This is a genomic window from Priestia megaterium, assembly GCF_046599315.1.
In the GTDB taxonomy this organism is placed as follows: Bacteria; Bacillota; Bacilli; order Bacillales; family Bacillaceae_H; genus Priestia; species Priestia megaterium_F.
The window spans coordinates 102,015-126,348 of record NZ_JBKIKC010000001.1 but is presented as its reverse complement, the minus strand read 5'-3'; the positions used below and the strand labels follow the sequence as shown (position 1 = coordinate 126,348).

At 39.3% G+C, this 24,334-nt stretch carries 26 protein-coding genes and 3 pseudogenes; 20 read left to right on the top strand and 9 right to left on the bottom strand.

Annotation, left to right across the window (positions count from 1 at the left end):
* Positions 1 to 30 precede the first annotated feature (30 nt).
* The 13 genes and pseudogenes from ACLHDF_RS00770 to ACLHDF_RS00710 all read left to right on the top strand — a co-directional run bounded on the left by ACLHDF_RS00770 (position 31) and on the right by ACLHDF_RS00710 (position 10,941).
* Positions 31 to 1,116: an ABC transporter permease gene (locus ACLHDF_RS00770; protein WP_413917151.1), complete on the top strand. Its 1,086-nt coding sequence runs from the start codon at positions 31 to 33 to the stop codon at positions 1,114 to 1,116.
* Positions 1,116 to 1,811 carry an ABC transporter ATP-binding protein gene (locus ACLHDF_RS00765; RefSeq protein WP_413917150.1) on the top strand — a complete coding sequence of 232 codons (696 nt, stop codon included), beginning with the start codon at positions 1,116 to 1,118 and terminating at the stop codon, positions 1,809 to 1,811. The genes ACLHDF_RS00770 and ACLHDF_RS00765 overlap by 1 nt, the downstream gene beginning before the upstream one ends.
* A gap of 248 nt (positions 1,812 to 2,059) precedes the next feature.
* Positions 2,060 to 2,275: a hypothetical protein gene (locus tag ACLHDF_RS00760; protein ID WP_413917149.1), complete on the top strand. Its 216-nt coding sequence runs from the start codon at positions 2,060 to 2,062 to the stop codon at positions 2,273 to 2,275.
* A gap of 51 nt (positions 2,276 to 2,326) precedes the next feature.
* Positions 2,327 to 2,878 carry a shikimate kinase gene (locus tag ACLHDF_RS00755; RefSeq protein WP_413917148.1) on the top strand — a complete coding sequence of 184 codons (552 nt, stop codon included), beginning with the start codon at positions 2,327 to 2,329 and terminating at the stop codon, positions 2,876 to 2,878.
* Positions 2,879 to 2,892: 14 nt separating this feature from the next.
* Positions 2,893 to 3,282: a VOC family protein gene (locus tag ACLHDF_RS00750; RefSeq protein WP_413917147.1), complete on the top strand. Its 390-nt coding sequence runs from the start codon at positions 2,893 to 2,895 to the stop codon at positions 3,280 to 3,282.
* 84 nt (positions 3,283 to 3,366) lie between these two features.
* Positions 3,367 to 3,965 (top strand): annotated as a pseudogene (locus ACLHDF_RS00745) (GNAT family N-acetyltransferase).
* 169 nt (positions 3,966 to 4,134) lie between these two features.
* On the top strand, positions 4,135 to 4,500 hold the full coding sequence (locus ACLHDF_RS00740; RefSeq protein ID WP_413917146.1) for a hypothetical protein: 366 nt from the start codon (positions 4,135 to 4,137) through the stop codon (positions 4,498 to 4,500).
* A 452-nt stretch (positions 4,501 to 4,952) separates the two neighbouring features.
* Positions 4,953 to 6,455 (top strand): glucose-6-phosphate dehydrogenase, encoded by a 1,503-nt coding sequence (gene zwf / locus ACLHDF_RS00735; protein ID WP_413917145.1) that lies wholly within the window; start codon positions 4,953 to 4,955, stop codon positions 6,453 to 6,455.
* A 15-nt stretch (positions 6,456 to 6,470) separates the two neighbouring features.
* A pseudogene (locus tag ACLHDF_RS00730) lies at positions 6,471 to 7,802 on the top strand (transketolase-like TK C-terminal-containing protein); the annotation flags it as partial.
* Between the two features lie 42 nt (positions 7,803 to 7,844).
* A complete protein-coding gene (gnd, locus tag ACLHDF_RS00725; RefSeq protein WP_413917144.1) occupies positions 7,845 to 8,738 on the top strand; it encodes a phosphogluconate dehydrogenase (NAD(+)-dependent, decarboxylating) in 894 nt (297 codons plus the stop codon).
* A 49-nt stretch (positions 8,739 to 8,787) separates the two neighbouring features.
* Positions 8,788 to 9,456 (top strand): fructose-6-phosphate aldolase, encoded by a 669-nt coding sequence (gene fsa / locus ACLHDF_RS00720; protein ID WP_413917143.1) that lies wholly within the window; start codon positions 8,788 to 8,790, stop codon positions 9,454 to 9,456.
* Between the two features lie 81 nt (positions 9,457 to 9,537).
* Positions 9,538 to 10,023: a hypothetical protein gene (locus ACLHDF_RS00715; protein WP_413917142.1), complete on the top strand. Its 486-nt coding sequence runs from the start codon at positions 9,538 to 9,540 to the stop codon at positions 10,021 to 10,023.
* Between the two features lie 327 nt (positions 10,024 to 10,350).
* On the top strand, positions 10,351 to 10,941 hold the full coding sequence (locus ACLHDF_RS00710; RefSeq protein WP_413917141.1) for a hypothetical protein: 591 nt from the start codon (positions 10,351 to 10,353) through the stop codon (positions 10,939 to 10,941).
* Positions 10,942 to 10,979: 38 nt separating this feature from the next.
* Here ACLHDF_RS00710 and ACLHDF_RS00705 read toward each other — a convergent pair whose 3' ends face one another.
* From ACLHDF_RS00705 to ACLHDF_RS00675, 7 genes are all read right to left on the bottom strand, one after another.
* Positions 10,980 to 11,333, bottom strand: coding sequence for a DUF1516 family protein (locus tag ACLHDF_RS00705; protein WP_413917140.1), 354 nt, complete (start codon positions 11,331 to 11,333; stop codon positions 10,980 to 10,982).
* A 139-nt stretch (positions 11,334 to 11,472) separates the two neighbouring features.
* Complete coding sequence (locus ACLHDF_RS00700; protein WP_413917139.1) at positions 11,473 to 11,895, bottom strand: DNA-entry nuclease; 423 nt, start codon at positions 11,893 to 11,895, stop codon at positions 11,473 to 11,475.
* Positions 11,896 to 12,034: 139 nt separating this feature from the next.
* Entirely contained in the window at positions 12,035 to 12,499 is a 465-nt protein-coding gene (locus ACLHDF_RS00695; RefSeq protein WP_413917138.1) for a FixH family protein, read from the bottom strand.
* Positions 12,500 to 12,528: 29 nt separating this feature from the next.
* Entirely contained in the window at positions 12,529 to 13,911 is a 1,383-nt protein-coding gene (locus ACLHDF_RS00690) for a PepSY-associated TM helix domain-containing protein (RefSeq protein ID WP_413917137.1), read from the bottom strand.
* A gap of 157 nt (positions 13,912 to 14,068) precedes the next feature.
* The gene (locus tag ACLHDF_RS00685; RefSeq protein WP_413917136.1) at positions 14,069 to 15,061 is read right to left on the bottom strand and encodes a glycerophosphodiester phosphodiesterase family protein; all 993 of its coding nucleotides are present in this window, start codon (positions 15,059 to 15,061) and stop codon (positions 14,069 to 14,071) included.
* A 177-nt stretch (positions 15,062 to 15,238) separates the two neighbouring features.
* Positions 15,239 to 15,880: a response regulator gene (locus ACLHDF_RS00680; RefSeq protein WP_413917135.1), complete on the bottom strand. Its 642-nt coding sequence runs from the start codon at positions 15,878 to 15,880 to the stop codon at positions 15,239 to 15,241.
* The gene (locus ACLHDF_RS00675) at positions 15,881 to 16,702 is read right to left on the bottom strand and encodes a sensor histidine kinase (protein ID WP_413917134.1); all 822 of its coding nucleotides are present in this window, start codon (positions 16,700 to 16,702) and stop codon (positions 15,881 to 15,883) included.
* A 224-nt stretch (positions 16,703 to 16,926) separates the two neighbouring features.
* Here ACLHDF_RS00675 and ACLHDF_RS00670 point away from each other — a divergent pair, with 224 nt between their 5' ends.
* Complete coding sequence (locus ACLHDF_RS00670; protein WP_413917133.1) at positions 16,927 to 17,760, top strand: AraC family ligand binding domain-containing protein; 834 nt, start codon at positions 16,927 to 16,929, stop codon at positions 17,758 to 17,760.
* Positions 17,761 to 17,787: 27 nt separating this feature from the next.
* Positions 17,788 to 18,417: a LysE family translocator gene (locus ACLHDF_RS00665; protein ID WP_413917132.1), complete on the top strand. Its 630-nt coding sequence runs from the start codon at positions 17,788 to 17,790 to the stop codon at positions 18,415 to 18,417.
* Positions 18,418 to 18,471: 54 nt separating this feature from the next.
* On the opposite strand, the pseudogene ACLHDF_RS00660 reads toward ACLHDF_RS00665, so the two are convergent.
* Positions 18,472 to 18,615, bottom strand: a pseudogene (locus tag ACLHDF_RS00660) (transporter); the annotation flags it as partial.
* A gap of 127 nt (positions 18,616 to 18,742) precedes the next feature.
* Here ACLHDF_RS00660 and ACLHDF_RS00655 point away from each other — a divergent pair.
* Genes ACLHDF_RS00655 through cotJC form a run of 3 tightly spaced genes read left to right on the top strand, consistent with a single transcriptional unit; the run spans position 18,743 to position 19,839 of the window.
* Entirely contained in the window at positions 18,743 to 18,991 is a 249-nt protein-coding gene (locus ACLHDF_RS00655) for a spore coat associated protein CotJA (protein WP_413917131.1), read from the top strand.
* A complete protein-coding gene (locus ACLHDF_RS00650) occupies positions 18,988 to 19,248 on the top strand; it encodes a spore coat protein CotJB (RefSeq protein WP_025751042.1) in 261 nt (86 codons plus the stop codon). The genes ACLHDF_RS00655 and ACLHDF_RS00650 overlap by 4 nt, the downstream gene beginning before the upstream one ends.
* Positions 19,249 to 19,269: 21 nt before the next feature.
* Positions 19,270 to 19,839: a spore coat protein CotJC gene (cotJC, locus tag ACLHDF_RS00645; RefSeq protein WP_013083974.1), complete on the top strand. Its 570-nt coding sequence runs from the start codon at positions 19,270 to 19,272 to the stop codon at positions 19,837 to 19,839.
* Positions 19,840 to 19,905: 66 nt separating this feature from the next.
* Here the strand turns inward: cotJC and ACLHDF_RS00640 are convergent, their stop codons facing one another.
* Positions 19,906 to 20,274: a nuclear transport factor 2 family protein gene (locus ACLHDF_RS00640; RefSeq protein ID WP_413917130.1), complete on the bottom strand. Its 369-nt coding sequence runs from the start codon at positions 20,272 to 20,274 to the stop codon at positions 19,906 to 19,908.
* 303 nt (positions 20,275 to 20,577) lie between these two features.
* Between ACLHDF_RS00640 and ACLHDF_RS00635 the strand changes: the two genes are divergently transcribed.
* Both ACLHDF_RS00635 and ACLHDF_RS00630 read left to right on the top strand, forming a co-directional pair.
* Positions 20,578 to 21,156 carry a TetR/AcrR family transcriptional regulator gene (locus ACLHDF_RS00635; protein ID WP_413917129.1) on the top strand — a complete coding sequence of 193 codons (579 nt, stop codon included), beginning with the start codon at positions 20,578 to 20,580 and terminating at the stop codon, positions 21,154 to 21,156.
* 26 nt (positions 21,157 to 21,182) lie between these two features.
* Positions 21,183 to 24,332, top strand: a complete 3,150-nt coding sequence (locus ACLHDF_RS00630) for a bifunctional cytochrome P450/NADPH--P450 reductase (protein WP_413917128.1) — start codon at positions 21,183 to 21,185, stop codon at positions 24,330 to 24,332.
* Positions 24,333 to 24,334: the final 2 nt, after the last annotated feature.

Here is a 24,334-nt window from a genome sequence, read left to right as displayed (position 1 = left end):
AATAGAATCAAAAAAGGAGATGAAAGAAAGATGTTTTTGGCTTTACGTGAATTGAAACATGCGAAGCTGCGCTATTTACTCATTGGCGTGATTATGGTGTTAATTGTATGGCTTGTGCTTTTTGTATCAGGCTTAGCGAAGGGGCTTTCCTCTGATAATGCTTCAGCCGTTCAAGAAATGAAAGGAAACTACGTTGTGCTTCAAAAGGAAACGGATCAGCGCCTGACGCGTTCGGTTTTATCAGCAAATAAAACAAACGACATTCAGCAAATAAGCGGCAAGAAAAAAGCTGAGCCGCTCGGCGTTATGATGACGGCTGTTATAAATGAAGGGAAAGAGAAAAAAATAGATTCCTCGTTTTTTGCCGTAAGTACAAACGGTTTTTTAGCTCCGAACGTAACAGAAGGGAAGATGATTACAGACGATTCTAAACATGAAGCCGTAGCGGACTTTTCGCTAAAAGAAGAAGGGGTAAAGCTCGGCGATACGATAAAAGATACCGCTTCAGGAAAAAGCTTTACGATTATTGGCTTTACAAAGAATCAGTCGTTTAGTCATGCGCCTGTTATTCATATTAATTTGAAAGAATGGAATACACTTGGAAGCACAGGTGCTTTTAACGCAGTGGTATTAAATATGAACGACAAAGAAGCAAATGCTCTTCAAAAAAAGGAAGCTGACATTGACGTGATCAGTAAAGATGAAGCGTTAAAAGGAATTCCCGGTTATCAAGAAGAACAAGGCTCGCTTTTAATGATGGTTGCGTTTCTTTTTATTATTGGAGCCTTTGTGTTAGCCGTCTTTTTCTATGTGATGACGCTTCAAAAAATGAATCAGTTTGGCGTGTTAAAAGCCATAGGAGCAAAAACAAGCTATTTAGCGCGGACGATTTTATCTCAAGTGGTTGTCTTAACTTTATGTAGTCTTGTTATTAGTATTGGGCTGACATACGGAGTAGCGGCAGTATTGCCGAACTCGATGCCTTTTAACTTGGACCTGTCACTAATCGCAGGCTGTTCCGCCCTGTTTGTAGCTGTTTCTGTACTGAGCTCATTATTATCACTGTATCGCGTAGCAAAAATAGATGCGGTGGAAGCGATTGGGAGGGCTGTTTAATGAGTGAAGGAAAATTAGTGTTGGAACGTGTTAGTAAGTCTTTTGGAGACGGAGAGAACTCTGTAGTCGTGTTAAATGACGTATCGCTGCGTGTGAAAGCCGGAGAGCTTGTGGCTATTGTCGGGCCTTCTGGTTCTGGAAAAAGCACATTTTTATCCATTGCAGGCGCGCTGCTTTCGCCCTCTAGCGGACGTGTGATCATTGACGGGAGCGAGATTAATAAAATGTCTCCCTCGCAAATGAACAGCATTCGTCTGAAGAAAATCGGCTTTATTTTTCAATCAGCTAATTTAATTCCGTATTTAACGGTTCGCGATCAGCTGCTTCTTGTAACGGAACTAGAAGGAAATCGAGACAAAGAAGCGAAGAGAAGAGCAGCTAATTTGCTTGAAAAACTAGGGCTTGCCCATCGAAAGCATCACTATCCTGAAAGTCTATCGGGCGGAGAACGCCAGCGGGTAGCGATTGCAAGAGCATGGATGAATAACCCTGAAATTATCTTTGCAGACGAGCCGACGGCAAGCTTGGATTCAGAGCGAGGAAGAGCTGTCGTTCAAATGATCGCCGATGAAGTGAAGCTAAGGGCAAAAGCAGCTATAATGGTTACGCATGACCAAAGAATGCTAGATTTATGTGACCGTGTTGTGTGGATGGAAGATGGAAAATTAGTAGAATCAAATAGCCTGAAAGTCTAAAAAAGTGCTGCTCTTGTAAAGAGTAGCACTTTTTTGCGTTCTTCATTGTGCACATATTTGTCATCTCAGTTTGGCGCCTCCATGCGTTCACTCCTTTGTGAGTAGATCAGTTAGTTATTCATATTCCATTCCTTCGAGAAGGGGGTAGCGAAAATAAAGCCATTGGCATATGTAACGTGATTTAAGAAGAAAGAAAATAAGAAACAGGAAATGAAAGAGTAACGAAGAAATAGTAAAAAGGTGATGAAATGATAAAAAAATGGAAAGTAGCTGCATTTGGACTTATCATAGCAAGCTTTACAGGGTATTCAAGCAGTGAATTTCTTGAAGAATCTCCGCCAAAAGCGGATCTCGAAGTAAACAATCACATCTATGAAGCAAAAGTTGGTACATACTGCTGGAATAAGACGTGCGTGGATGCAGCAGGGCCTTTAAAATTGTTAAAAACAAAAAAATATATTTAATGAAGATGCGTTGTACACATTTATGTTAGAAGTGAAATAAGGAGAGAGCATATGCAAACCCCTATTATTTTCATTGGACCTATGTGCGTTGGAAAAACGACCGTCGGCGAAAAAGTAGCAAAAAAACTAAATATTCCTCAGTGTTCAATGGATGAAGTGCGGTTTTCCTATTACAGTGAAATAGGATTCAGCAAAGAAATACAGCAAAACATTCGAGAAGAACAAGGGTTTCAAGGCATGTACGCCTATTGGAAGCCGTTTGAAGCCTATGCTGTTAAAAGAATACTAGAAGAGTACAAACATGCCGTTATTGATTTTGGCGCAGGCCACTCAGTGTATGAAGACATAAAGCTGTTTCAAGAAGTGGAAAAGACACTAAAACCTTACGAGTCTCTGTTTTTGTTGCTTCCGAGTGCTGATAGGGAAGAGTCGATACAGATATTACATCAAAGATTGCATCAACTAACGGATGATAAAGATGTCTTTGAGCTTAACAAACATTTTGTAACGCATCCATCAAATTACAAACTAGCAAAGCAAATGATATATACAAAGGGAAAGTCGGCAGATACAATAGCGGAAGAAATTATTTCATATGTATAAAAGGAGTGAAAGCAATGATTAAAAAAGTTGGTCAAATTATGGTATATGTACACGATCAAGATCAAGCGGTAAAGTTTTGGAAGGACAAAATGGAATTTCACGTTATTTCTGAACATGATAATGGACAAGGCATGAAGTGGATTGAGCTAGCACCAGCAGCTGGTGCAGAAACAACAATTATCCTTCATGACAAACAGCTAATAGCAAAAATGCAGCCAGAATTAAATGTCGGGACCCCTTCTCTGCTGTTTTTTACAGAGGATTTGGATGAATTATACAGTGATTTAAAAGCTAAAGACGTAACGGTGGGAGAAATTGTATCTATGCCTTCAGGACGGGTTTTTAACTTTTCAGACAGTGAAGATAACTATTTTGCAGTTATGGAAAACGCGAATAATAAATAGAGAAGAAACAAAGAACACCGGAAGAATGTATATTCTTTCGGTGTTTTACAGGTAAATTACGCTAATCAAGGAGTGATGTTTCTCATGATAAAACTAATAGGAGAAAAGTTGTTACTCAGAGAAGCGATACAAGAAGATGTTAACGAACTTTATTATTGGAAATACGAAGAAAAAAACCAAGAAGCAAAAAAGTGGAACGCTCCGTACGTACCAGACAGAAAGCTTATGAAAGAAGAGTATATGAACTCATAGAAAAAGAGTATGAGCTTTTTCCGTCAGTTCCCCGAATACTTGCGGTTATTATTAATGAAAAAGCGCTGGGAACAGTGAGCTGTTACTGGGTGGACAAACATACAAACTGGCTAGAAACCGGAATTGTCATTTACGACTCAGACTATTGGAGCGGGGGATATGGAACGGAAGCTTATAGCATGTGGATTGATTTTTTATTTGAGTCTACACCTTTGAATAGACTCGGCATGTCCACGTGGTCAGGAAATATCAGAATGATGAAAACAGCTGCGAAAATAGGCATGAAAGAAGAAGCAAGAATTAGAGAAGCTCGTATTGTAAACGGTGAATATTTTGACAGCATCAAAATGGGAATTCTGCGAAGGGAATGGGAAAGTAATTATAGTAAAAGGTTTGATATGAAAGAATACAGAGATAAATCAAGGCGCTAATATACATTGTTGAATCATTTAAAGCTTCTTCCTTTATAAATGGAAGAAGCTTTTCTTATGTGCAATTGTGTCATCTGTCAAATTCAGCGTGTATAAAATAAAAATGAGAAAAGTTTGTATATGGCTGCTGAAGCTGTTTGTTGTGTAAAAAAACATCAGGGGGGAAATCATGCGAGTAAACTTGAAGCGGTCCATACGACCGAATGTGAATATGAAAAAGGAGAGAACACTTCAGTTCACGTTAAATGTAATAGGAATACTTATGTTTATGGGGATTTTAATAAGATGGTGGACTGTGCCGTTCGCTGTTAGCAAGGAGCTTAGAATTTACTACAATCAAGATTTTCAAATGACGCTGGTTGAGTGCAAGGAGTTTCTGGTGTTTGCTTTATGTACGGCAGGCCTTTATTTTGCTTTAGCGAACGTTTACTTTTTGGGCAGAACAGGCAAAAAAGTAGTTTATACCGTTCTTGTTTTACTTGCTGTTTTTAACCTTTATTTGATGCTTACGCGCCTTGTTGCAGGCATGCATTAAAGTTAGAGCTAAAGCGTGCATGTAGTTTAAAAGAAAGGGAGTAACGCTTTCTTTTTTCCTTTGAATCGTCTACGATTTTTTCTATGGGAAAAACAGATCGGTCTTCAAACGTATTCGTTAATTGAGCTTTCATACTACTCCCGCCCATTGCTGTTTTTACCTAACACATTTGTAAACATTATTTATGTTCTTAATCTAATACATCCCTATCAAACTTATTAAAGCGGTTTTATTTTCTAAATTCAATCAAAAAGTATTTGTGTTATTTTCCATAAACTATCTAACATCAGCTCTTATCAAGTTTAAGATAAAAAAATAAATTTGAAATGATTTTTTACAAGTCTAATATCTTGACGAAAAAAAATTTCAGGATTAAGATACGTTACATAAAGTAACGAGTGAAAAAAAAGTTACTTTTAAAGATTATATTTTTCCTAACGGGAGGAAGAGATATGGAAGCGATGACTTTTGTTTTATTCGGTTCAACAGGTGATTTAGCGAAACGCAAAATTTACCCTGCACTCTATAATTTGTTTATAGACGGGAAAATTCCTAAATCAATTTCTGTTGTTGGACTAGGCAGAAGGGCGATGTCCGATGCTGATTTTCAAGAAAAAGTAAAAGAATCTATTCATACTTTTTCACGTCGCGTCGAAAAGGATTCTTCTCTTATAGAGCATTTTCTCTCAGCCTTTCGCTACAGCCAATTGGATGCAACGAATGTTGAAGACTATAAAAGCCTATTGAATCTGGTAGAAGTACGCGAAGCGGAACTAAACATTCCAAGCAATCGAATGTTTTATCTATCCGTTGCACCAGAATTTTTCGGTACGATTGCCGAGCATATTAAAGACAGTGGCTTAGGTGCTACAAAGGGTTGGAAACGGTTAATTATTGAAAAACCATTTGGACATGATTTACAGTCAGCTCAACAGTTAAACGAGAACTTAAGCGAAGCGTTTAAAGAAGAAGAGATTTATCGCATTGACCACTATCTTGGAAAGTCGATGGTTCAAAATTTAGAGGCGCTAGAATTTGCTAATCCTATTCTTCAATCATTATGGAATAACGAACATATTGCGAATATACAAATTACAGCAAGTGAAACGGTCGGAGTAGAGGAAAGAGCAAGCTATTATGACCATTCAGGAGCCATTCGAGATATGGTTCAAAATCACATGCTGCAAATGCTGATGATGACGGCCATGCACTTACCGGCTCGCATTAGCGCTGATGATATTCGGAATGAAAAAATAAATGTGTTAAAAGCACTTCGTCCACTTGTAAAAGAAGATATGGACCTGGACATCGTTCGCGGTCAATATGAGGCGGGAGAAATAAATGGAGCTTCAGTGGCGAGTTACATAAACGAGCCCGGTGTTTCACCATCTTCGCAAACGGACACGTTTTTAGCAGCCAGATTATATGTCGATAATTCGCTTTGGAAAGGCGTTCCTTTCTACATTCGTACAGGGAAAAGAATGGCGGAAAAAGCAACGCGAATTGTCATTGAATTCAAAGACTCGTTAAAAGAGCTTTACTTAGAAAAAGGAGAAAAAACGTCTCCAAACCTTTTAATTATTGAAATTAATCCGCATGAAAATATTACGTTGCAATTAAACAGTAAAAACCCATTTAATCATGGTCATCTTGAGCCTGTACAAATTAATTTTTCAGGTCAGCAAGAAGGAGCGCCGGAAGCATATGAGCGTCTCATTGCAGATGCATGTGCCGGAGATTCTACATTTTTTGCTCATTGGAAAGAAGTAGAGCTAGCTTGGGAATGGGTTCAGCCACTTCTTGAGGCATTTGAGGAAAATACAGTGCCGCTTCATAGATATGCCGCTGGCTCACAAGGGCCGGATGCAGCAAATGCACTTTTAGAGAAAGACGGTTTTAAATGGTGGTTGGATGCTGAAACAGCGGGTAAATCACACGAAGTGCAGCCAGTTTAATCAAAGAGAAAGAAGGATGTAGATGAAGTCACAAAAGCAATCAAAAAAGCTAAGCAGCACACCGAACTGCCAACACTCATCGAAGTGAGAACTATTATTGGATACGGAAGTCCAAAAGTAGCAGGGACAAATAAAGCACATGGCAATCCGCTTGGAGCAGAAGAAGCAAAAACAACAAAACAAGCCTATGGCTGGGTATCTGAAGAAAACTTCTATGTTCCTGAAGAAGTAAAAGAACACTTTGAAAATTTGGCAGAAAAAGGGATGAAAAAAGAAGCTGAGTGGAACAAACTATTTGCTTCTTACAAAAAAGAATATCCTTCACTTGCAGATGAATTAGAACGTGCCATCACAGGCGAAGCGTTAATCGAAGTCAACGATATTTTAACATTTCCGTCAAAAAAAGAGGTTTCGACTCGTGTTGCAAGCGGAGAAGCCATTAATTATTTCATTAAATCTGTACCATCTATTTTTGGAGGAAGCGCTGATTTATCGCATTCCACGATGACAGACATTAAAGAAGAAGGCCTTTATGCACCTAAATATTTCGATAACCGAAATATTTACTTCGGCGTACGTGAACATGCAATGGGAGCGGCCGGTAATGGGATTTCTCTTCACGGCGGAGTGAAGCCGTTTGTCAGCACATTTTTTGTGTTTAATGATTACTTGCGTCCGGCGATTCGCTTAGCTGCGCTGCAAAAACTGCCGGTCACATATGTATTTACCCACGATTCGATTGCAGTAGGAGAAGATGGGCCAACTCATGAGCCCGTTGAACATTTAGCTTCTCTTCGGGCAATGCCTGGACTTACAGTTATCCGTCCGTCTGATGCAAACGAAAGAGCAAGCGCTTGGGCTTACGCGCTTCAGCAAATGGAAGGCCCTGTAGCTTTAGTGCTTAGCCGTCAAAACTTGCCTGTATTTGAAGAGACAAAAAGAAATATCAAAAACCTTTCCAAAGGAGCCTACGTGTTAACGGAAACAAACGATAAGCCGGAGCTGATTTTCATCGCTACAGGTTCTGAAGTAAGACTAGCGGTCAATGCTAAAGCACAGCTAGAACGTGAAAATGTATCTGTTCGTGTGGCAGCAATGCCTAGCTGGGAGCTTTTTAACAAGCAGTCAAAAGAGTATCAAGAGCGCGTCTTGCCTGAGTCCGTTTCAAAACGAATATCGCTAGAAATGGGGATTTCACTTGGTTGGGAACGTTTTGTGGGACCAAAAGGAAAAGTGTTAGCAATTGACACATTTGGCGCTTCAGGAACCGGAGCTGATGTTATGGAGCTGTTTGGGTTTACAGAAGAAAACGTGGTAGCACAAGCGAAAGAACTGCTAAATGCTTAAACAAGAAGATAAAAAGATAAATAAATATAAGGAGCTGTGAACATGAAAGTAGGATTAGTTGGTTTAGGAAAAATGGGGATTAACTTAGGACAAAATTTATTGGATCAGCGTCATGACGTCGTAGCGTTTGACGTAAATTCAAAAGCAGTGGAACAAATGAAAGAGTACGGAGCTTCAGGGGTATCAAGCTTACAGGAGCTTGTGCAGTCATTAGAAACACCAAGAGTCCTATGGCTGATGGTTCCTCATACGGTTGTTGATTCTGTTATTAGTGAAATTACGCCTCTTTTAGCTGAAGGAGACATTGTAATTGAAGCTGGAAACTCTCATTATAAAGAATCTATTCGACGCTATAACGAGTTAAAAGAAAACAAAATCCGCTTTATGGATGTTGGAACATCTGGCGGAATGGAAGGCGCTCGTAACGGAGCTTGCTATATGATTGGCGGAGATCGTGAAGCATGGGAATTTGTTGAGCCTATTTTTCGCGATACAGCAGTAGAAAACGGATATCTATACGCTGGAGGTACAGGCAGCGGCCACTTTTTAAAAATGGTTCATAACGGAATCGAATACGGCATGATGGCTGCAATCGGTGAAGGGTTTGAAGTGCTTGAAAAAAGTCAGTTTGACTATGATTACGGAAAAGTGGCTAGAGTATGGAACAATGGATCTGTTATTCGTTCATGGCTAATGGAATTAACTGAAAATGCATTCTCGAAAGATGCCAAGCTAAATGACATCAAAGGAGTTATGAATTCTTCTGGTGAAGGAAAATGGACGGTAGAAACAGCTCTAGACCTTCAAACAGCTACGCCGGTTATTGCAATGTCTTTACTGATGCGCTATCGCTCTCTTGAAGACGATACGTTTACAGGAAAAGTAGTTTCCGCGCTTCGAAACGAATTTGGCGGTCATGCTGTAGAAAAGAAATAACAAATGAAATAGTGGGTATAGTAAAAAAAACTAATGGAGGAATGAAAAAATGAAATTCTTTATTGATACTGCAAACCTTGAAGATATTAAAAAAGCATACAAATTAGGCGTTTTATCTGGAGTCACAACAAACCCTTCTCTTGTTGCAAAAGAAGGAGTAAAGTTTGAAGATCGTATTGAAGAAATTTTAAAAACAGTCCCAGAAGTAGAGTCCGTTTCAGCAGAAGTAACGCCGGATGCTGAAACAGCAGAGGAAATGATTGCGCAAGCAGAAGAATTAATTAAAATCAACGGCGGCGATCAAAACATTACGATTAAGCTTCCAATGACAATCGCTGGACTAGAAGCAACTCGCTACCTTGCTAAAAAAGGTGTGAAAACAAACGTAACGCTTATTTTCACTGTAAACCAAGCGCTTTTAGCAGCTCGTGCAGGTGCAACATATGTATCTCCGTTCCTTGGTCGCCTTGATGATATTTCAGAAGACGGCGTACGGCTTGTGGCTAAAATTGCAGAGCTGTTCCGCATTCAAAACATCGATTCTCAAATCATTGCGGCTTCTGTAAGACATCCGGATCACGTTACGCGCGTAGCTCTTGCCGGAGCTCATATTGCAACCATTCCATATTCAGTAATCGAGCAGCTTGTTAAACACCCTTTAACAGAACAAGGAATTGAAAAGTTTGCAGCTGATTGGAAAAATGCTGTTCAAAAATAAGCAAAAGATAGAGAACGTGCGCATTCTAGAGAGAAGATGCTCACGTTCTTTGAAGCTAATATCCCTAAAGAGGTAAACATCATGAATACAGTAGACGCTAAGATTATTAAAACCCAATACGGTTCAGAGCTTTACGTAGATGACATAGAACATATTAACTTTAAAAGCCTTCATGCGCCGGAAGCAAATCAGCCGCTTTATCGCATTGAATTTGAGATTGGCTACTTTTTATTAAAAGAACATAGATATTATGAATATGAGCAAAACTATTTTTGGCTTGCAGTAAGCGAAGACTTTAGTAAGCTGATTATTCAAGAGCCTGATATGGAAAGCTTATTCGGTGCTAAAAGCGAAGAGGAAAGAAAGGCGACGAAAGAGCTGTTAAGTCAGTGGCTTATTCATACGGAAGCTTATAAAAATCGATTAAATCAGCATATTAATGACTGCAAAAAAAGTGATGAAACAAACGAGGGCATAACGGCTGTTTTAGAAAAATTACTGAGTGTATCAGCAGAAGACATCGAACAAGCGCCAATTGAGAAATTAACTGCTTCACGAGCAGTTTAACTTAAAAAAGTGAGCTAAGAGTAATAACTATGAGAGAAAAAAGATGCTTCGTTGAACATACGAAGCATTTTTTTGTTGTCATCAAAAGAGGGTTTCTTCGTGAAAAATGAATGGATGAAAAGTTTAGTAACAACTATGCTGTTTTTATATTGAGGAATTTATTTTAACTTATATAAATTATTCTTGTTCGTTCAGCCATTCAGTGAATCGGTGTATTTAAGTAAGCATAGAAGAAAAAAGATGTTATAACGCCTCCATTTCCTCTGAATAGTTTTGCAAAAATTAAGCATAATACGACTGCAAACTATATTTAAGGAGATGGAAAAAATGAAAAAAGGATTTATCATTGCTTCTTCAGTTCTTTTCCTTTCAGGCTTAGCTGCATGTGGAGGAAATAAAGACAATAATGCAATGGATGACACTCAAAATGGATTACGCAACACTTCTACAAACGACGGGGTTGATAACAATATACCAATGGATAACACTGATCAGCCGACCAAGTCAGTTAAAGCAGCACAAAATGTAGAAGATATGAAGGAAGTCGATGATGCGTATGTGCTTCGCGATAATAATAACGCTTATGTAACTGTAGACTTAGCTGGAAATGACGCAGCGGACAATAATGATAACCGCAAGGTCAACAACGTAACGTTTAACGGCGACAATTATCATGAAGTTTCAACTGATTTTGAACAAAAAATTGCAGACCGTGTGAGAGAAGCAGATAATAAAATTGAAAAAGTATATGTAGCGTTTGTAAACACAGGTTTAGATAACATGAACAACAATAACGTACCTGGTGTAGATAAAAATGACAAGATGTATAGAGATGATGAAAAAGATAACAACCGTGATCCGGAAGATATTGTAGAAGATCCAAAAGATATGATGGACCGCAACAACAAAGATCAATAATCTAAAAAGGCCTCTGATTATCAGGGGCCTTCATTTCATTAATTAACTTCAAGTAAAGAGATAAAAATCGGAAGAACACAGCAAGAAACGGCTGAAATAAAATCAAGCTCGTTCTGCTTTTTAGCAGAAAGCGTGAATTCCATCAAAATAATTGTCAGGATACTCATAAAAAGCGTTGCATAAAAAAGAAAATCGCGCTGACTTTCCAGTAAAAACAACACCGCATTTAAAATCAAAATAACGGCATAAAGAAACTTGAGCAGCAAGTGAAGCTGCATGCTGAATTTATTCTCTTGCTTATAGCGCAAGATATAGACAAAAAAGAAAATAAATAAAGTTAATTGCCATGAGGCAGGAAGTAACTGCTGCCATAGATTGTCCAAGAAACTCATTCCTCCTATAAAACGATGATGCATATATGTAAAGCTCATATTTTTTATTTTAAAAGTGAAGAGTATCTTTAGGCAAGAACAATTCTTCTTTTTTATAGACTTTTAATATAAAAAAGAACGGTCGGCATGACCATTCTTTCTACTTCACTTCAATTAAAACCTTCGTGCCGTCAGGAAACTCATCCACTTGATGAGAAACCCAAGACCCGGCTCCTCGATTGTCTGAAGGCTTTACATATTCAATATCTGCTCCGCTTCCGCCTTCTTCGCAAAAGGCCATTGGAAACTCATCTCGATCATAGCCGCTTTTAGTCGGAATGCCATTTAAAGATTCACGGCGGTTTTCTTCAGCACCGTCTCGGTCGATTGTACAAACAGCCGATTTTCCTTTATCGATTGCATGTTGAATGTGTGCTGCAGTTTCAGGGTAACGATCAGCAGGGAAGGTTATTACTTCATCGTAGGAGGTATTCGTTGAAGAGTTCTGCTCTAACGGATTTCCTTCAATCATAACAATAATGGCTAATACTAAAATTAAAATACCAGAAACAACTTTTTTCAATCTGTAAAACTCCTTTATAAAATGTTTATCACTTTCATTTTAAATCAATATGAAAAAAATGTAAAAACATATAATGGAACTAGTAGAGGCGATAAAGGAAAAACAAGCTCACGTTCAGCAGCTGAACGTGAGCTTGTTTCTAATGATGAGAATGATGATTATGCGTTTCGTTTTTGGATGGCTGCAGCGAACGTAAATCTTCTTTAGATAATTTTCCCACAGCGACTTGCTGAGTAGGGAGGATATGCTCACCGTGCGCACTAATATCCGTTTTAATATAGTAAACACCATCATCTTCAAACTTTGCTTTGGTTATATACATACCACCGTTGTAGTGTGCTTTGGCTCTTTGAACTTTCTCGGGCTCATCTTTTTTCCAGACTTTAAACTGAACGTTTTTTGCGTCATCCACCGTTTTATTTCCTTGCATTACATGTACTTCTAGTACTTGTGTGCTCTGTGGTTCTATGGTTTCAGGAAGCATCACATGCGCAGACAGAGGTTTTGGCTGCTTGTAGAGCTTGTCTGCGTCACTGTTTACTGAGCACGCAGAAAGTACAATCGCACTGAGTATGACTAGTCCAGGTATTTTCCATTTGTTCATTGTTACTGCACCTCTCATCATTTCATGAATCATGCGTTTAAAAAACGCTGTAGCGGTGGAATTCGTTTGATGAAAAAGAAATCTAAAAGCCACACGAGAATCAATGAAAGCCCAACTAAAGGAAAGACGAGACCAAACACCACGATTATGCATGTTACTATTCGCATCGCATTTCCTTCAGGAACTTTGGGAGCGCCCATGTTTTTAGCGGGTTTCCGCTTCCACCACAGTAAAGCTCCGCTAATAACAATACCAGCAATTCCGATACAAATAACAAGGCCAATAAGCTGATTCATAAATCCAAACTGTGTACCTTTATGAAGCGTAATGCCAAGTGCAATCAATTTGCCCATAAACCCATAATTATCGTACCGATAATCTGCTAAAACGGCTCCGGTATATTGATCAAGGTGAATCGTTGCTTCATCCTGTGCTTTTGGTGAAAAAACAGAGAGCGTATACACGCCTTGAGGTTCTTGCGGAATAGAAATCGTATAGCCGTCGTGAATATGCCGTTCTTTTGCAATCGCGACAATGTCATCCAGCGATACTTGTGTATATTGCTGAGCCGTGGAGTTTGGAACTTCTAACGTTTCAGCTCCCCAAGGTACGTCGGCTACGTCTTTCGTTTGTACGGTTGACGTAGGAGCACTCCCTATCCAAATAGACGGAGGGTATCCAACGCCAGCGTTTGTGGCAATTTGCTGAAACGCATTCCCCCACAGTCCTGACCACGGAAGTCCGGTTAGGACGAGAAAAAGCATCCCCGCAGAAATCCAAAAGGCCGGTACCGCATGAAGATCACGTATCAGTACGTTTTTACCTTTTGAAAAACGAGGAATTAATACGCCTTTGATTTTGTCTTTTTTTCGCGGCCACCATAAAAAGGCGCCTGTCACAATTAAAACAATTGCCCAGCAGGCCGCAAGTTCTACAATACGATCGCCGGCCGTTCCTGCCATCAGTTCGCCATGAAATTCTTCAATTTGGTTCATTAAGCGACTCGAATCATCCAGTTTTCCTACGATGTGACCGTTATGAGGATTAACAAAAATCGTATATGTACGGTCTTTTAATGTAATTCCTACTTCTGAAGAACGAGTAGAGCGATCACTTGGCTTATAGGTCAACACATTAGCATTTGGATACTTTTCTTTTACAGCCTGTACTTGTACTGAAGGGGATACGGATTGTGACTGGGCTTGTACATGATACAAATCGTGATACAGTCTTTCTTCAATCTGAGGTTTGAATAAGTACATGCCGCCAGTAACAGCTAATATAAGAAGAAACGGAGTAAACAGCAATCCTGCATAAAAATGCCAGCGCCATATGACTTTATATAGACCTTGAGAACGCGCCGTATTTTTTTTATTTATACTCGTTGATACGTCGCGCTTTTCCTGCGTCATTCTTTTCTTCTCCTCCTTTTTACTAGATAACTTGCTTATATTATAGAAGGAAAGGGGAGATTAGCCATCACCCTTAAGAGTGATTGTTGGGGTTAGAAGAGAGAACGCGAATAAAAAAAGCATCTGCTTCACGTAGAAAGCACAGATGCTTTTTCATTCATTTCTCTTTCTTTTGATAATAAGGACCTAGCCGGTCAATACGATTTGTCCAAATTCCACCTGAATAATTAGCAGGAAGGCGTTTTGTGTCTTCGGTAGAATCAAATCCAGTGGAAAATTCGCTTCCGTTTCCGCCTACAATAATAGTTCGAGTATTAATGTGATCCATTCGATTTAAAAAGCGATTTGGCCATCCCCATAGAAAAGGGCCGATTCTTTCAGGTATATGTAGTTCAGTGTTTTCGCATGCCTTAGGCACATATCCCGTCCATCCGGTTGCTATATATGGAATAAGACAAGATTTCATCGTTGCTTTTGACATAACTTTTAGGTAGGGCATGTGTTTTTTTAGCGAATCAATGGGTTCGTCTCCTCCGTACACAGTGATGTTTTTTAAATGTTCTTTAGAGAACTGTGAGAAGTACTTCGCTAGTTTTTTTCCTTCTTCAGGATCATTGCTTTTTACGTGAATAAGAAAAGATTCTTGCGGAAAGTATTCCATTACTTCATCTAGAGATGGCATAAGGTTGACTCCTTTTCCGCGAAAAGGATGCGTTTTTCCGCCATCCGCCGTATAGCCGTATCCAATATCAAGCTTTTTTAATTCGGCCATGGTATAATCTCGTGTTACGCCTGTTCCGTTCGTCCGACAATCGAGAGTCCAATCATGGAACACAGCAAACTGATTGTCTTTTGTAATGTGAACGTCAAGCTCAACAATGTCAGCTCCGTCTTTAAAGGCCTCTTTTATGGAAGGAATCGTATTTTCTAAAAAAGAATGCTCAGGTTTGTAGATGCGTTCCGCTGTACACGTATCATTTTGAAGGTCTTTTATGTTAAACGTTTGAGCTACGCCTCTATGAGCAAGAAGAAGAGGTTGTCCGCTTCTTTTTGTCAATGAAGAGCTATTGTTTATGTATATAAAAACAGCGATTCCTATTAAAACAAACCATACAGATTTCCGTTTGAAAAGCATTTTCAAAAAGTTCATAGGGTCCCCCGAGTAGTTGTTCCATTTTAATTCTTACTTCTACAAAATCCTATAAGAATCCGTTCTAGTTTTCAATATCCAGAAACTAATAACTTCATTATAATTTACAGATAATTTATAAAGGAATAGAATGTTTTTACACCTACTAAGAAACAAAAAAACAGCTCGTGAAAGCTGTTAGTTCATCAATCCATTTTGAAACGCATAGCTTGTCAGCTGCACGCGATTTTCTAAATGAAGCTTGCTTAAAATATTTTTTAAATGACTTTTTACCGTGTGCTCAGAGATGAATAACTGCGCGGAGATATCGCGATTTGACAGTCCTTTAGCTACTAATTGAAGCACTTCAAGCTCTCGTGCAGAAAGGGGCGTGTCAGGTTTTGTATTCGATGTTTCCTGTGGAAACTCTTTTAAAATTTGAAACGCAATTTCTTTTGACATAGGAACTTCATCTAAAGCGAACGCGCGCAAATAGTCATACCATACTTCAGACTGCAGGTTTTTTAACAAATAACCCTGTGCGCCTTTTTTCAGCGCATCAAATAAATCCGTAATATCGTCTGAAACGGTAATGACAACAATTTTAACGTATGGAAATGTAAGCTTAATTTGTTTTGTCGCTTCTAATCCATTCATCACGGGCATTCCAATGTCCATTAAAACAATATCAGGCATTAATTTTTCGGTCAGCTCAATTGCTTCTTGCCCGTTGGTTCCTTCACCCACAATAATAAAATCTTCATATTCTTCTAAAATATCGCGAATGCCTTCTCTAGCATGAGCGTGATCATCTACAATCAAAATACGAAACGGCTGCATTTACATACCCTCCTTTTTAATACTGACAGTTGTTTGGTTCTGTTTTCGCTGTATGGAAAAGTGCCAGTTCATATCTTTTGCACGATCTTTCATAATTTGCAGGCCAAGGCCAGTTTTGGGAGATTCGGACGTAAAACCTACACCAAAATCTGTGATTTCACAAATCCATCCGCCGGCAGTTTCACTGGCTGTAATCCAAATTTTATTCGTTTTTGCATGTTTGATTACGTTCATAGCAGCTTCTTTCACACAAGCAAACAGCTCATTTTTTTCTTTTCTCGACAGCGTTGTTTCTGAAAGTTGCCAATCCAAATTTACATTCAGCAAGTGAGTATGCGTTAAATCATCTACGTATTGATGAATACTTTCTGTCCAGCTTTCCGAAGAATCGGAAGGAGAGTGCTTTAGATTTGTAATTGCTTGACGGGTATCGTCATGGACATGCTGAAGAGTTTGTTTCATTCGTATAAAATCAGGATCACGCTCCAATTTGTTTTTTCTTCCGAATTTATTCATTTTAACAGATAGGAGAAACAGCGACTGCGCGATGCCGTCATGCAGTTCTCGCGCTAATTTTTCACGTTCAATAAGCGCTGCTTTCTTTTCTTTTTCTTGCCTTAATTCTTCTTGTATTTTTTCTAAAATAGAAAATAAATAACGCACAAATACAAGCGTTACAAAAAAGACAAGCAGCGGAGATAGCATATTTCCCATGTCCATTGAGATGTACGGAAGCAAAAAAGCATGGCGAACGTATTCCCAAAGTGCGATAGTCAGCGTAGGAAGCACTAAAATCAGCCATTTAATTTGTCTATATTTCACTGTATCACTTCTTTCGTTCATAAAATGTGTCTATATTTTATCATTTGAGATGAAAATTGCTAGAGGAAAGAAGAGAAATCACTCTTAGGGATGATTCGGTGCGATACTCACTTCAATCTATAAAGATAATGAAAGACAGCCTTACCTGCAATATCATACAAGAAAAATTTTAAAGTCAATGGTATGGTTAAGAAGCCTAGTAGCGAATAAGGAGGAAACGATGGATGCCAAAAGAAATTCGGACAGCGCACGCTGATGCTGATTTACATATTGAAGCTTACCGTTTTAAAGGAATTATGCAAAAGTTTCCCGCTCACTTTCATGAGTATTATGTCATTGGGTTTATTGAAGAAGGACAGCGTCATTTAATTTGCCAAGGCAAAGACTATATTATTAATCCAGGAGATTTGCTGCTGTTTAATCCGTATGATACGCATAGCTGTGAACAAATAGACGGGAAAACCCTTGATTATCGCTGTATTAACGTGACGCCAAAAGCGATGAAAAAAGCTGTTTTTGACATTAACGGCAGTGAAAGTCTTCCGCATTTCAACAGCAACGTGGTGCAAGGAGCTGAAGTGGTATCTATATTAAAGGAGCTTCATTTGCAAATTTTAAATGGTGAACGTGAGTTTAAGAAAGAAGAGTTATTTTTATATTTGTTAGAAGAACTTATGCAAGATCATTCAAACCTTTCCTTTTTCTCGACGGCCGTTGACACGTCTCGTGAAATCAAAACAATCTGCAGCTATTTGGAAGAAAATTACACAAAAAAGATAACGCTGGATGAATTAAGTCAATTAATTGGATGGAGTAAATATCGGCTCCTGCGCTCTTTTACAAAGCAAAAAGGAATCTCTCCATACAGCTACTTAGAAACAATTCGAATCAATCAGGCTAAAAAAATGCTAGAACAAGGAAAAAGGCCAATTGACGTATCCTTTTTAACTGGATTCAGTGATCAAAGCCATTTGACTAGATTTTTTAAAAGTCAGGTTGGATTGACACCAAAACAATATATGAAAATCTTTGAAAGTGAAAAGAAAACAGAATGCTAGTAATAGCTTAGAAGGGGGAGCGTTGCCATGGATCATTTAGCTGCTTACATATTGATGGCGCTGGTCATGTCGATGATACCTGGTGCTGATACAATTCTTATCATGAAAAATACGCTTCATCACGGAGCAAAAGCAGGTCGTTTTACCATACTTGGCATGGCGACGGGTCTCACGTTTTGGACATTAATTGCTGTGCTTGGTTTGTCAGTTGCTATCGCTCAGTCGGTGTACCTGTTTAATACAATTAAATACGTAGGTGCAGCGTATTTATTTTACTTAGGAATCAGAGTATTTCTGACAAAAAATACGCTCTCAGTGGAGACCATTTCAGAAGAACAAAAAGCTGTCAAGCCTTCATCTAATCACTGCTATAAAGAATCATACATGCAAGGTGCTCTTAGCAATTTTCTTAACCCTAAAACGGTATTAGTTTATATTACGTTCATGCCACAATTTATCAACTTGGATGCTGACACAAATCAACAGCTGCTGATGCTTGGTTTTATTCTTACTCTCATAGCGGTAGGGTGGTTTTTGATTTTAGTGTATGTAATAGATTATGTGAAAAGGTGGATTAAAAAGCCGGTATTTCAAAAAGCTTTTCAGAGATGTAGTGGAGTACTGCTAATTGGTTTTGGGATAAAGACGATAGTGTAATAGTGGTTATTAAGCAAAAAAGCCTTATTAAAAAATAAGGCTTTTTTTTAACGTTTAAAAACAGGGGAACGAAATAATTTGGCGTGTATCCACACCGGAAATGGTCCAAAAACGTCCATTCCATCTAAATCCTGCAACCAGTCGCGGGCCTACAAAAACAAGGGAATACCAGAAGCTAGAGCCGTTTCTAAGCCATAATAACATTTTTATATAAGCCTTTTTGATGAAGAAAAGTTTCGTTCCTAAGTCGGAAGTAAATTTCTTCATGAACTCAATAAAAGATGAATAAGATAAAGCATAGTGTGTTTTTAGAGGAGGAATTTTCATGGATAACAATCCGAAAAATACATTTACACCGGTTAAAACGTATCAACCTTTCCATAGTATCTATGATCCTTGCCGGCCAATAGGAGTTAAATATTACTCTACACCACCTCAATTATATATGGGATTTCAGCCGCCGAATCTGCAGCAGTTTTCGCCTAAAGAAGCGTTAAAAAAAGGAACGCTGTGGCCGGCTTTTTGGGACTACTATGAAAATCCATACAAAGATAAGAAGAGGGATGAAGAATGAAAAAACTACCTCCAGAGTACTATCAGGATTTAGAGGAAATACAGGCAATTGATTTTGCATTAGTAGAATTAACGCTGTATTTAGATACTCATCCAAATGACCAGCAGGCTATGCAGCAGTTTAATGAATACGCGCAGCAGGCTATGCAGTTAAAAAGAAACTTCGAGACAAAGTACGGGCCGCTTCAGCAGTACGGAAACAGCTATACCGACGGAAAGTGGAGCTGGGGAACAAGCCCTTGGCCATGGCAAATATAAGCAGATAAAGGCGGGAACTATATGTGGGTATATGAGAAAAAATTGCAGTATCCAGTTAAAGTAAGTACATGTAATCCAACGCTTGCCAAATATTTAATGGAACAGTACGGAGGAGCTGACGGAGAGCTTGCAGCTGCACTCCGTTATTTAAATCAGCGCTACACAATTCCAGATAAAGTTGTTGGATTACTAAACGATATCGGTACAGAAGAGTTTGCTCATCTTGAAATGATCGCTACGATGATTTATAAGCTAACAAAAGATGCAACGCCGGAGCAGCTGAAGGCAGCTGGATTAGCAGAGCATTATGTAAATCATGATAGTGCACTTTATTATAATAACGCTGCTGGCGTTCCGTTTACAGCTACTTATATACAGGCAAAAGGAGATCCGATTGCAGACCTTTATGAAGATATAGCTGCAGAAGAAAAAGCAAGAGCTACATATCAATGGTTAATTGATATATCAGATGATCCGGATTTAAATGACAGTTTAAGATTTTTACGAGAAAGAGAGATTGTTCACTCACAGCGGTTCCGAGAGGCGGTTGAGATTTTAAAAGATGACAGAGACAGGAAGAAAATCTTTTAACTAGCAAAAGGAACATCCCTCCTTAATAAATAAAAGGCGGGATGTTTTTTATTTTGGCTACCTTACTTATGCGCTAGAACTGCAGTGGCCAGACACAACCTTTAATGTTCCTTCAACATCTTTCCAAACCCGCGTATAGCAGTATTCGCCTCCGATGGCTTCACCGGTTGCCAGCGACCCATTTAACGCTACTTTTGTAACCGTCACGGCAAGCTCTTGAAACAGTTTAATTTCTTGTTCTAAAACTTCGATGCCCGCTATATCAAGACTTTTTGAACGATGAACATTTATATCTTCTTCCTTTGACAACCATTGCCCAAGGTGATTTACAAAAATAAGCTCATCTGAAAGCAATTCTTCTAACAGCTCTACGTTACTAGAAAGCATAGCTGAACGAAGCATTTCCTCGTATTCTATAACTCTTGCTTGATTCATTTTTTGTCCTCCTTTACGCCTTATATAACACTTTTCTATTTCCACTTTACCTTTCCTTTAAACTTGAATTTTTAATGATTAATGTTAATTTATGTTAATTAAGGAGGCAAGTGGACTACTTTTCTGTAAGCATAAAATATTCTGAAAGGCGTAATCATTTACCTTTAAATGGTATAAATTTGGATTGTAAGAACCTTTTCTTTCCACTTTCCTAGTTATCTTTTTACTATTAAGAGGCAGTTTTTTATACTTGTAATTGTAACGGAATGAACGTTCATTCCGTTTTTGAAAAGAGGTGATAAAGTGGAATCTACTCCAACAAAACAAAAAGCGATTTTTTCTGCTTCGCTTCTGCTATTTGCAGAAAGAGGATTTGATGCAACAACGATGCCAATGATTGCAGAAAATGCCAAAGTAGGAGCAGGAACAATTTATCGCTACTTCAAAAATAAAGAAAGCCTTGTAAATGAGCTTTTTCAACAGCATGTGAATGAGCTTTTACAGTGCATTGAAAGCGGCTTAGCAAACGAAAGAGATGGATATCGAGATGGATTTCATCATATCTTTGAAGGTATGGTGGCATTCACTAAAAATCATCCTCGCGCTCTTGGGTTTATCAAAACTCATAGTCAAGGAGCTTTTTTAACTGAAAAGAGCCGCTTAGCTTATCAAAAACTGGTGAAATTTGTCTGCACGTTCTTTAGAGAAGGGCAAAAGCAAGGCATTATTAGAAATCTTCCTGAAAATGCGTTAATCGCTATTTTATTTGGAAGTTTTATGGAAGTATACGAAATGATTGAAAATGACTATTTATCATTAACTGATGAACTTCTTGCCGGTGTAGAAGAGAGTCTGTGGGCAGCACTTAGCAGACAATCATGAAACTTAACAAGTGAAAGAGGGATATAATGACAATTAAAGAAATGCCTCAGCCAAAAACATTTGGAGAGCTTAAAAACCTACCGTTATTAAATACAGATAAACCAGTTCAAGCGTTAATGAACATTTCAAAAGAGCTAGGAGAAATTTTTAAATTCGAAGCGCCTGGACGTGTCGCACGTTACTTATCAAGTCAGCGTCTTGTGAAAGAGGTATGTGACGAGTCACGCTTTGATAAAAACTTAAGTCAAGCGCTTAAATTTGTGCGTGATTTTGCAGGAGACGGGTTGTTTACAAGCTGGACCCACGAAAAAAACTGGAAAAAAGCCCATAACATCTTGCTTCCAAGCTTTAGCCAGCAAGCAATGAAAGGCTATCATGCGATGATGGTAGATATCACGGTGCAGCTTATTCAAAAGTGGGAGCGTTTAAATGCAGATGAGCATATTGAAGTACCGGAAGATATGACGCGTTTAACGCTTGATACAATCGGTCTTTGCGGCTTTAATTATCGCTTTAACAGCTTTTACCGAGATCAGCCGCATCCGTTTATTACAAGTATGGTCCGTGCACTAGATGAAGCAATGAACAAGCTGCAGCGTGCAAATCCCGATGATCCAGCTTACGATGAAAATAAGCGTCAGTTTCAAGAAGATATCAAGGTAATGAACGACCTAGTAGATAAAATTATTGCAGATCGCAAAGCAAGCGGTGAACAAAGCGATGATTTATTAACACATATGCTAAACGGAAAAGATCCCGAAACAGGTGAACCGCTTGACGACGAGAATATCCGCTATCAAATTATTACTTTCTTAATTGCAGGGCATGAAACAACAAGCGGCCTTTTATCATTTGCGCTGTATTTCTTAGTCAAAAACCCACATGTATTAAAAAAAGCAGCAGCAGAAGCAGCACGAGTTCTAGTAGATCCCGTTCCAAGCTATAAACAAGTGAAACAGCTTAAATACGTTGGAATGGTCTTAAACGAAGCGCTGCGCTTATGGCCAACGGCTCCTGCGTTTTCTCTATATGCAAAAGAAGATACGGTGCTTGGAGGAGAATATCCTTTAGAAAAAGGCGATGAACTGATGGTTCTGATTCCTCAGCTTCACCGTGATAAAACAATTTGGGGGGAAGATGTGGAAGAGTTCCGTCCAGAACGTTTTGAAAATCCAAGCGCGATTCCGCAGCATGCGTTTAAACCGTTTGGAAACGGTCAGCGTGCGTGTATCGGTCAGCAGTTTGCTCTTCATGAAGCAACGCTTGTACTTGGCATGATGCTAAAACACTTTGATTTTGAAGATCATACAAACTATGAGCTAGATATTAAAGAAACCTTAACGTTAAAACCTGAAGGCTTTGTTGTAAAAGCAAAATCGAAAAAAATTCCGCTTGGTGGCATTCCTTCATCTAGCAGTGAACAGCCTGCTAAAAAAGTCCGCAAGACAGTTGGAAATGCGCATAACACTCCGCTGCTTGTGCTATACGGTTCGAACATGGGAACGGCTGAAGGAACGGCGCGCGATTTAGCGGATATTGCAATGAGTAAAGGCTTCGCACCGCAAGTCGCTACTCTTGATTCTCATGCAGGAAATCTTCCTCGCGATGGAGCTGTATTAATTGTAACGGCTTCTTATAACGGTCATCCACCTGACAACGCAAAGCGATTTGTCGACTGGTTAGACCAAGCGTCTGCTGATGAAGTAAAAGGCGTTCGCTATTCTGTATTTGGATGCGGCGATAAAAACTGGGCGACAACGTATCAAAAAGTGCCTGCTTTTATCGATAAAACGCTTGCCGCTAAAGGGGCAGAAAACATAGCTGATCGAGGTGAAGCAGATGCAAGCGACGACTTTGAAGGAACGTATGAAGAATGGCGAGAACACATGTGGAGTGATTTAGCAGACTACTTTAACTTAGAGATTGAAAACAGTGAAGATCATGCGTCTACTCTTTCACTTCAATTTGTCGATAGCGCTGCGGACATGCCGCTTGCGAAAATGCACAGTGCGTTTTCAGCGAATGTCGTAGCAAGCAAAGAACTTCAAAAACCAGGCAGTGAACGAAGCACGCGTCATCTTGAAATTGAACTTCCAAAAGAAGTTTCCTATCAAGAAGGAGATCATTTAGGTGTTATTCCTCGCAACTATGAAGGGATAGTAAATCGTGTAACGACAAGGTTCGGTCTAGATGCATCGCAGCAAATCCGTCTGGAAGCAGAAGAAGAAAAATTAGCTCATTTGCCACTCGGTAAAACAGTATCAGTGGAAGAGCTTCTGCAATATGTGGAGCTTCAAGATCCGGTTACGCGCACACAGCTTCGCGCAATGGCTGCTAAAACGGTCTGCCCACCGCATAAAGTGGAGCTTGAAGCCTTACTTGAAAAGCAAGCGTATAAAGAACAAGTGCTGGCAAAACGCTTAACAATGCTTGAACTGCTTGAAAAATATCCGGCGTGTGAAATGGAATTCAGCGAATTTATCGCCCTTCTTCCAAGCATGCGTCCGCGCTATTACTCAATTTCATCTTCACCTCGTGTCGATGAAAAACAAGCAAGCATCACGGTTAGCGTTGTCTCAGGAGAAGCGTGGAGCGGATATGGAGAATATAAAGGAATTGCATCGAACTATCTTGCCCAGCTGCAAGAAGGAGATACCATTACTTGCTTTGTTTCTACGCCGCAGTCAGGGTTTACGCTACCAAAAGACCCTGAAACGCCACTTATTATGGTCGGACCGGGAACAGGCGTCGCGCCGTTTAGAGGCTTTGTGCAGGCTCGCAAGCAGTTAAAAGAAAAAGGACAGTCGCTTGGAGAAGCGCATTTATACTTTGGCTGCCGTTCACCGCATGAAGACTATCTTTATCAAGAAGAGCTTGAAAATGCACAAAATGAAGGCATCATTACGCTTCATACCGCTTTTTCTCGCGTACCAAATCAGCCAAAAACATACGTTCAGCACGTTATGGAACAAGACGGTACGAAATTGATTGAACTTCTTGATCAAGGAGCGCACTTCTATATTTGCGGAGATGGAAGCAAAATGGCACCTGACGTTGAAGCAACGCTTATTAAAAGCTACGCTGAAGCTCATAAGGTGAGTGAAGCAGACGCTCGCTTATGGCTGCAGCAGTTAGAAGAAAAGAGCCGATACGCAAAAGACGTGTGGGCTGGATAAAT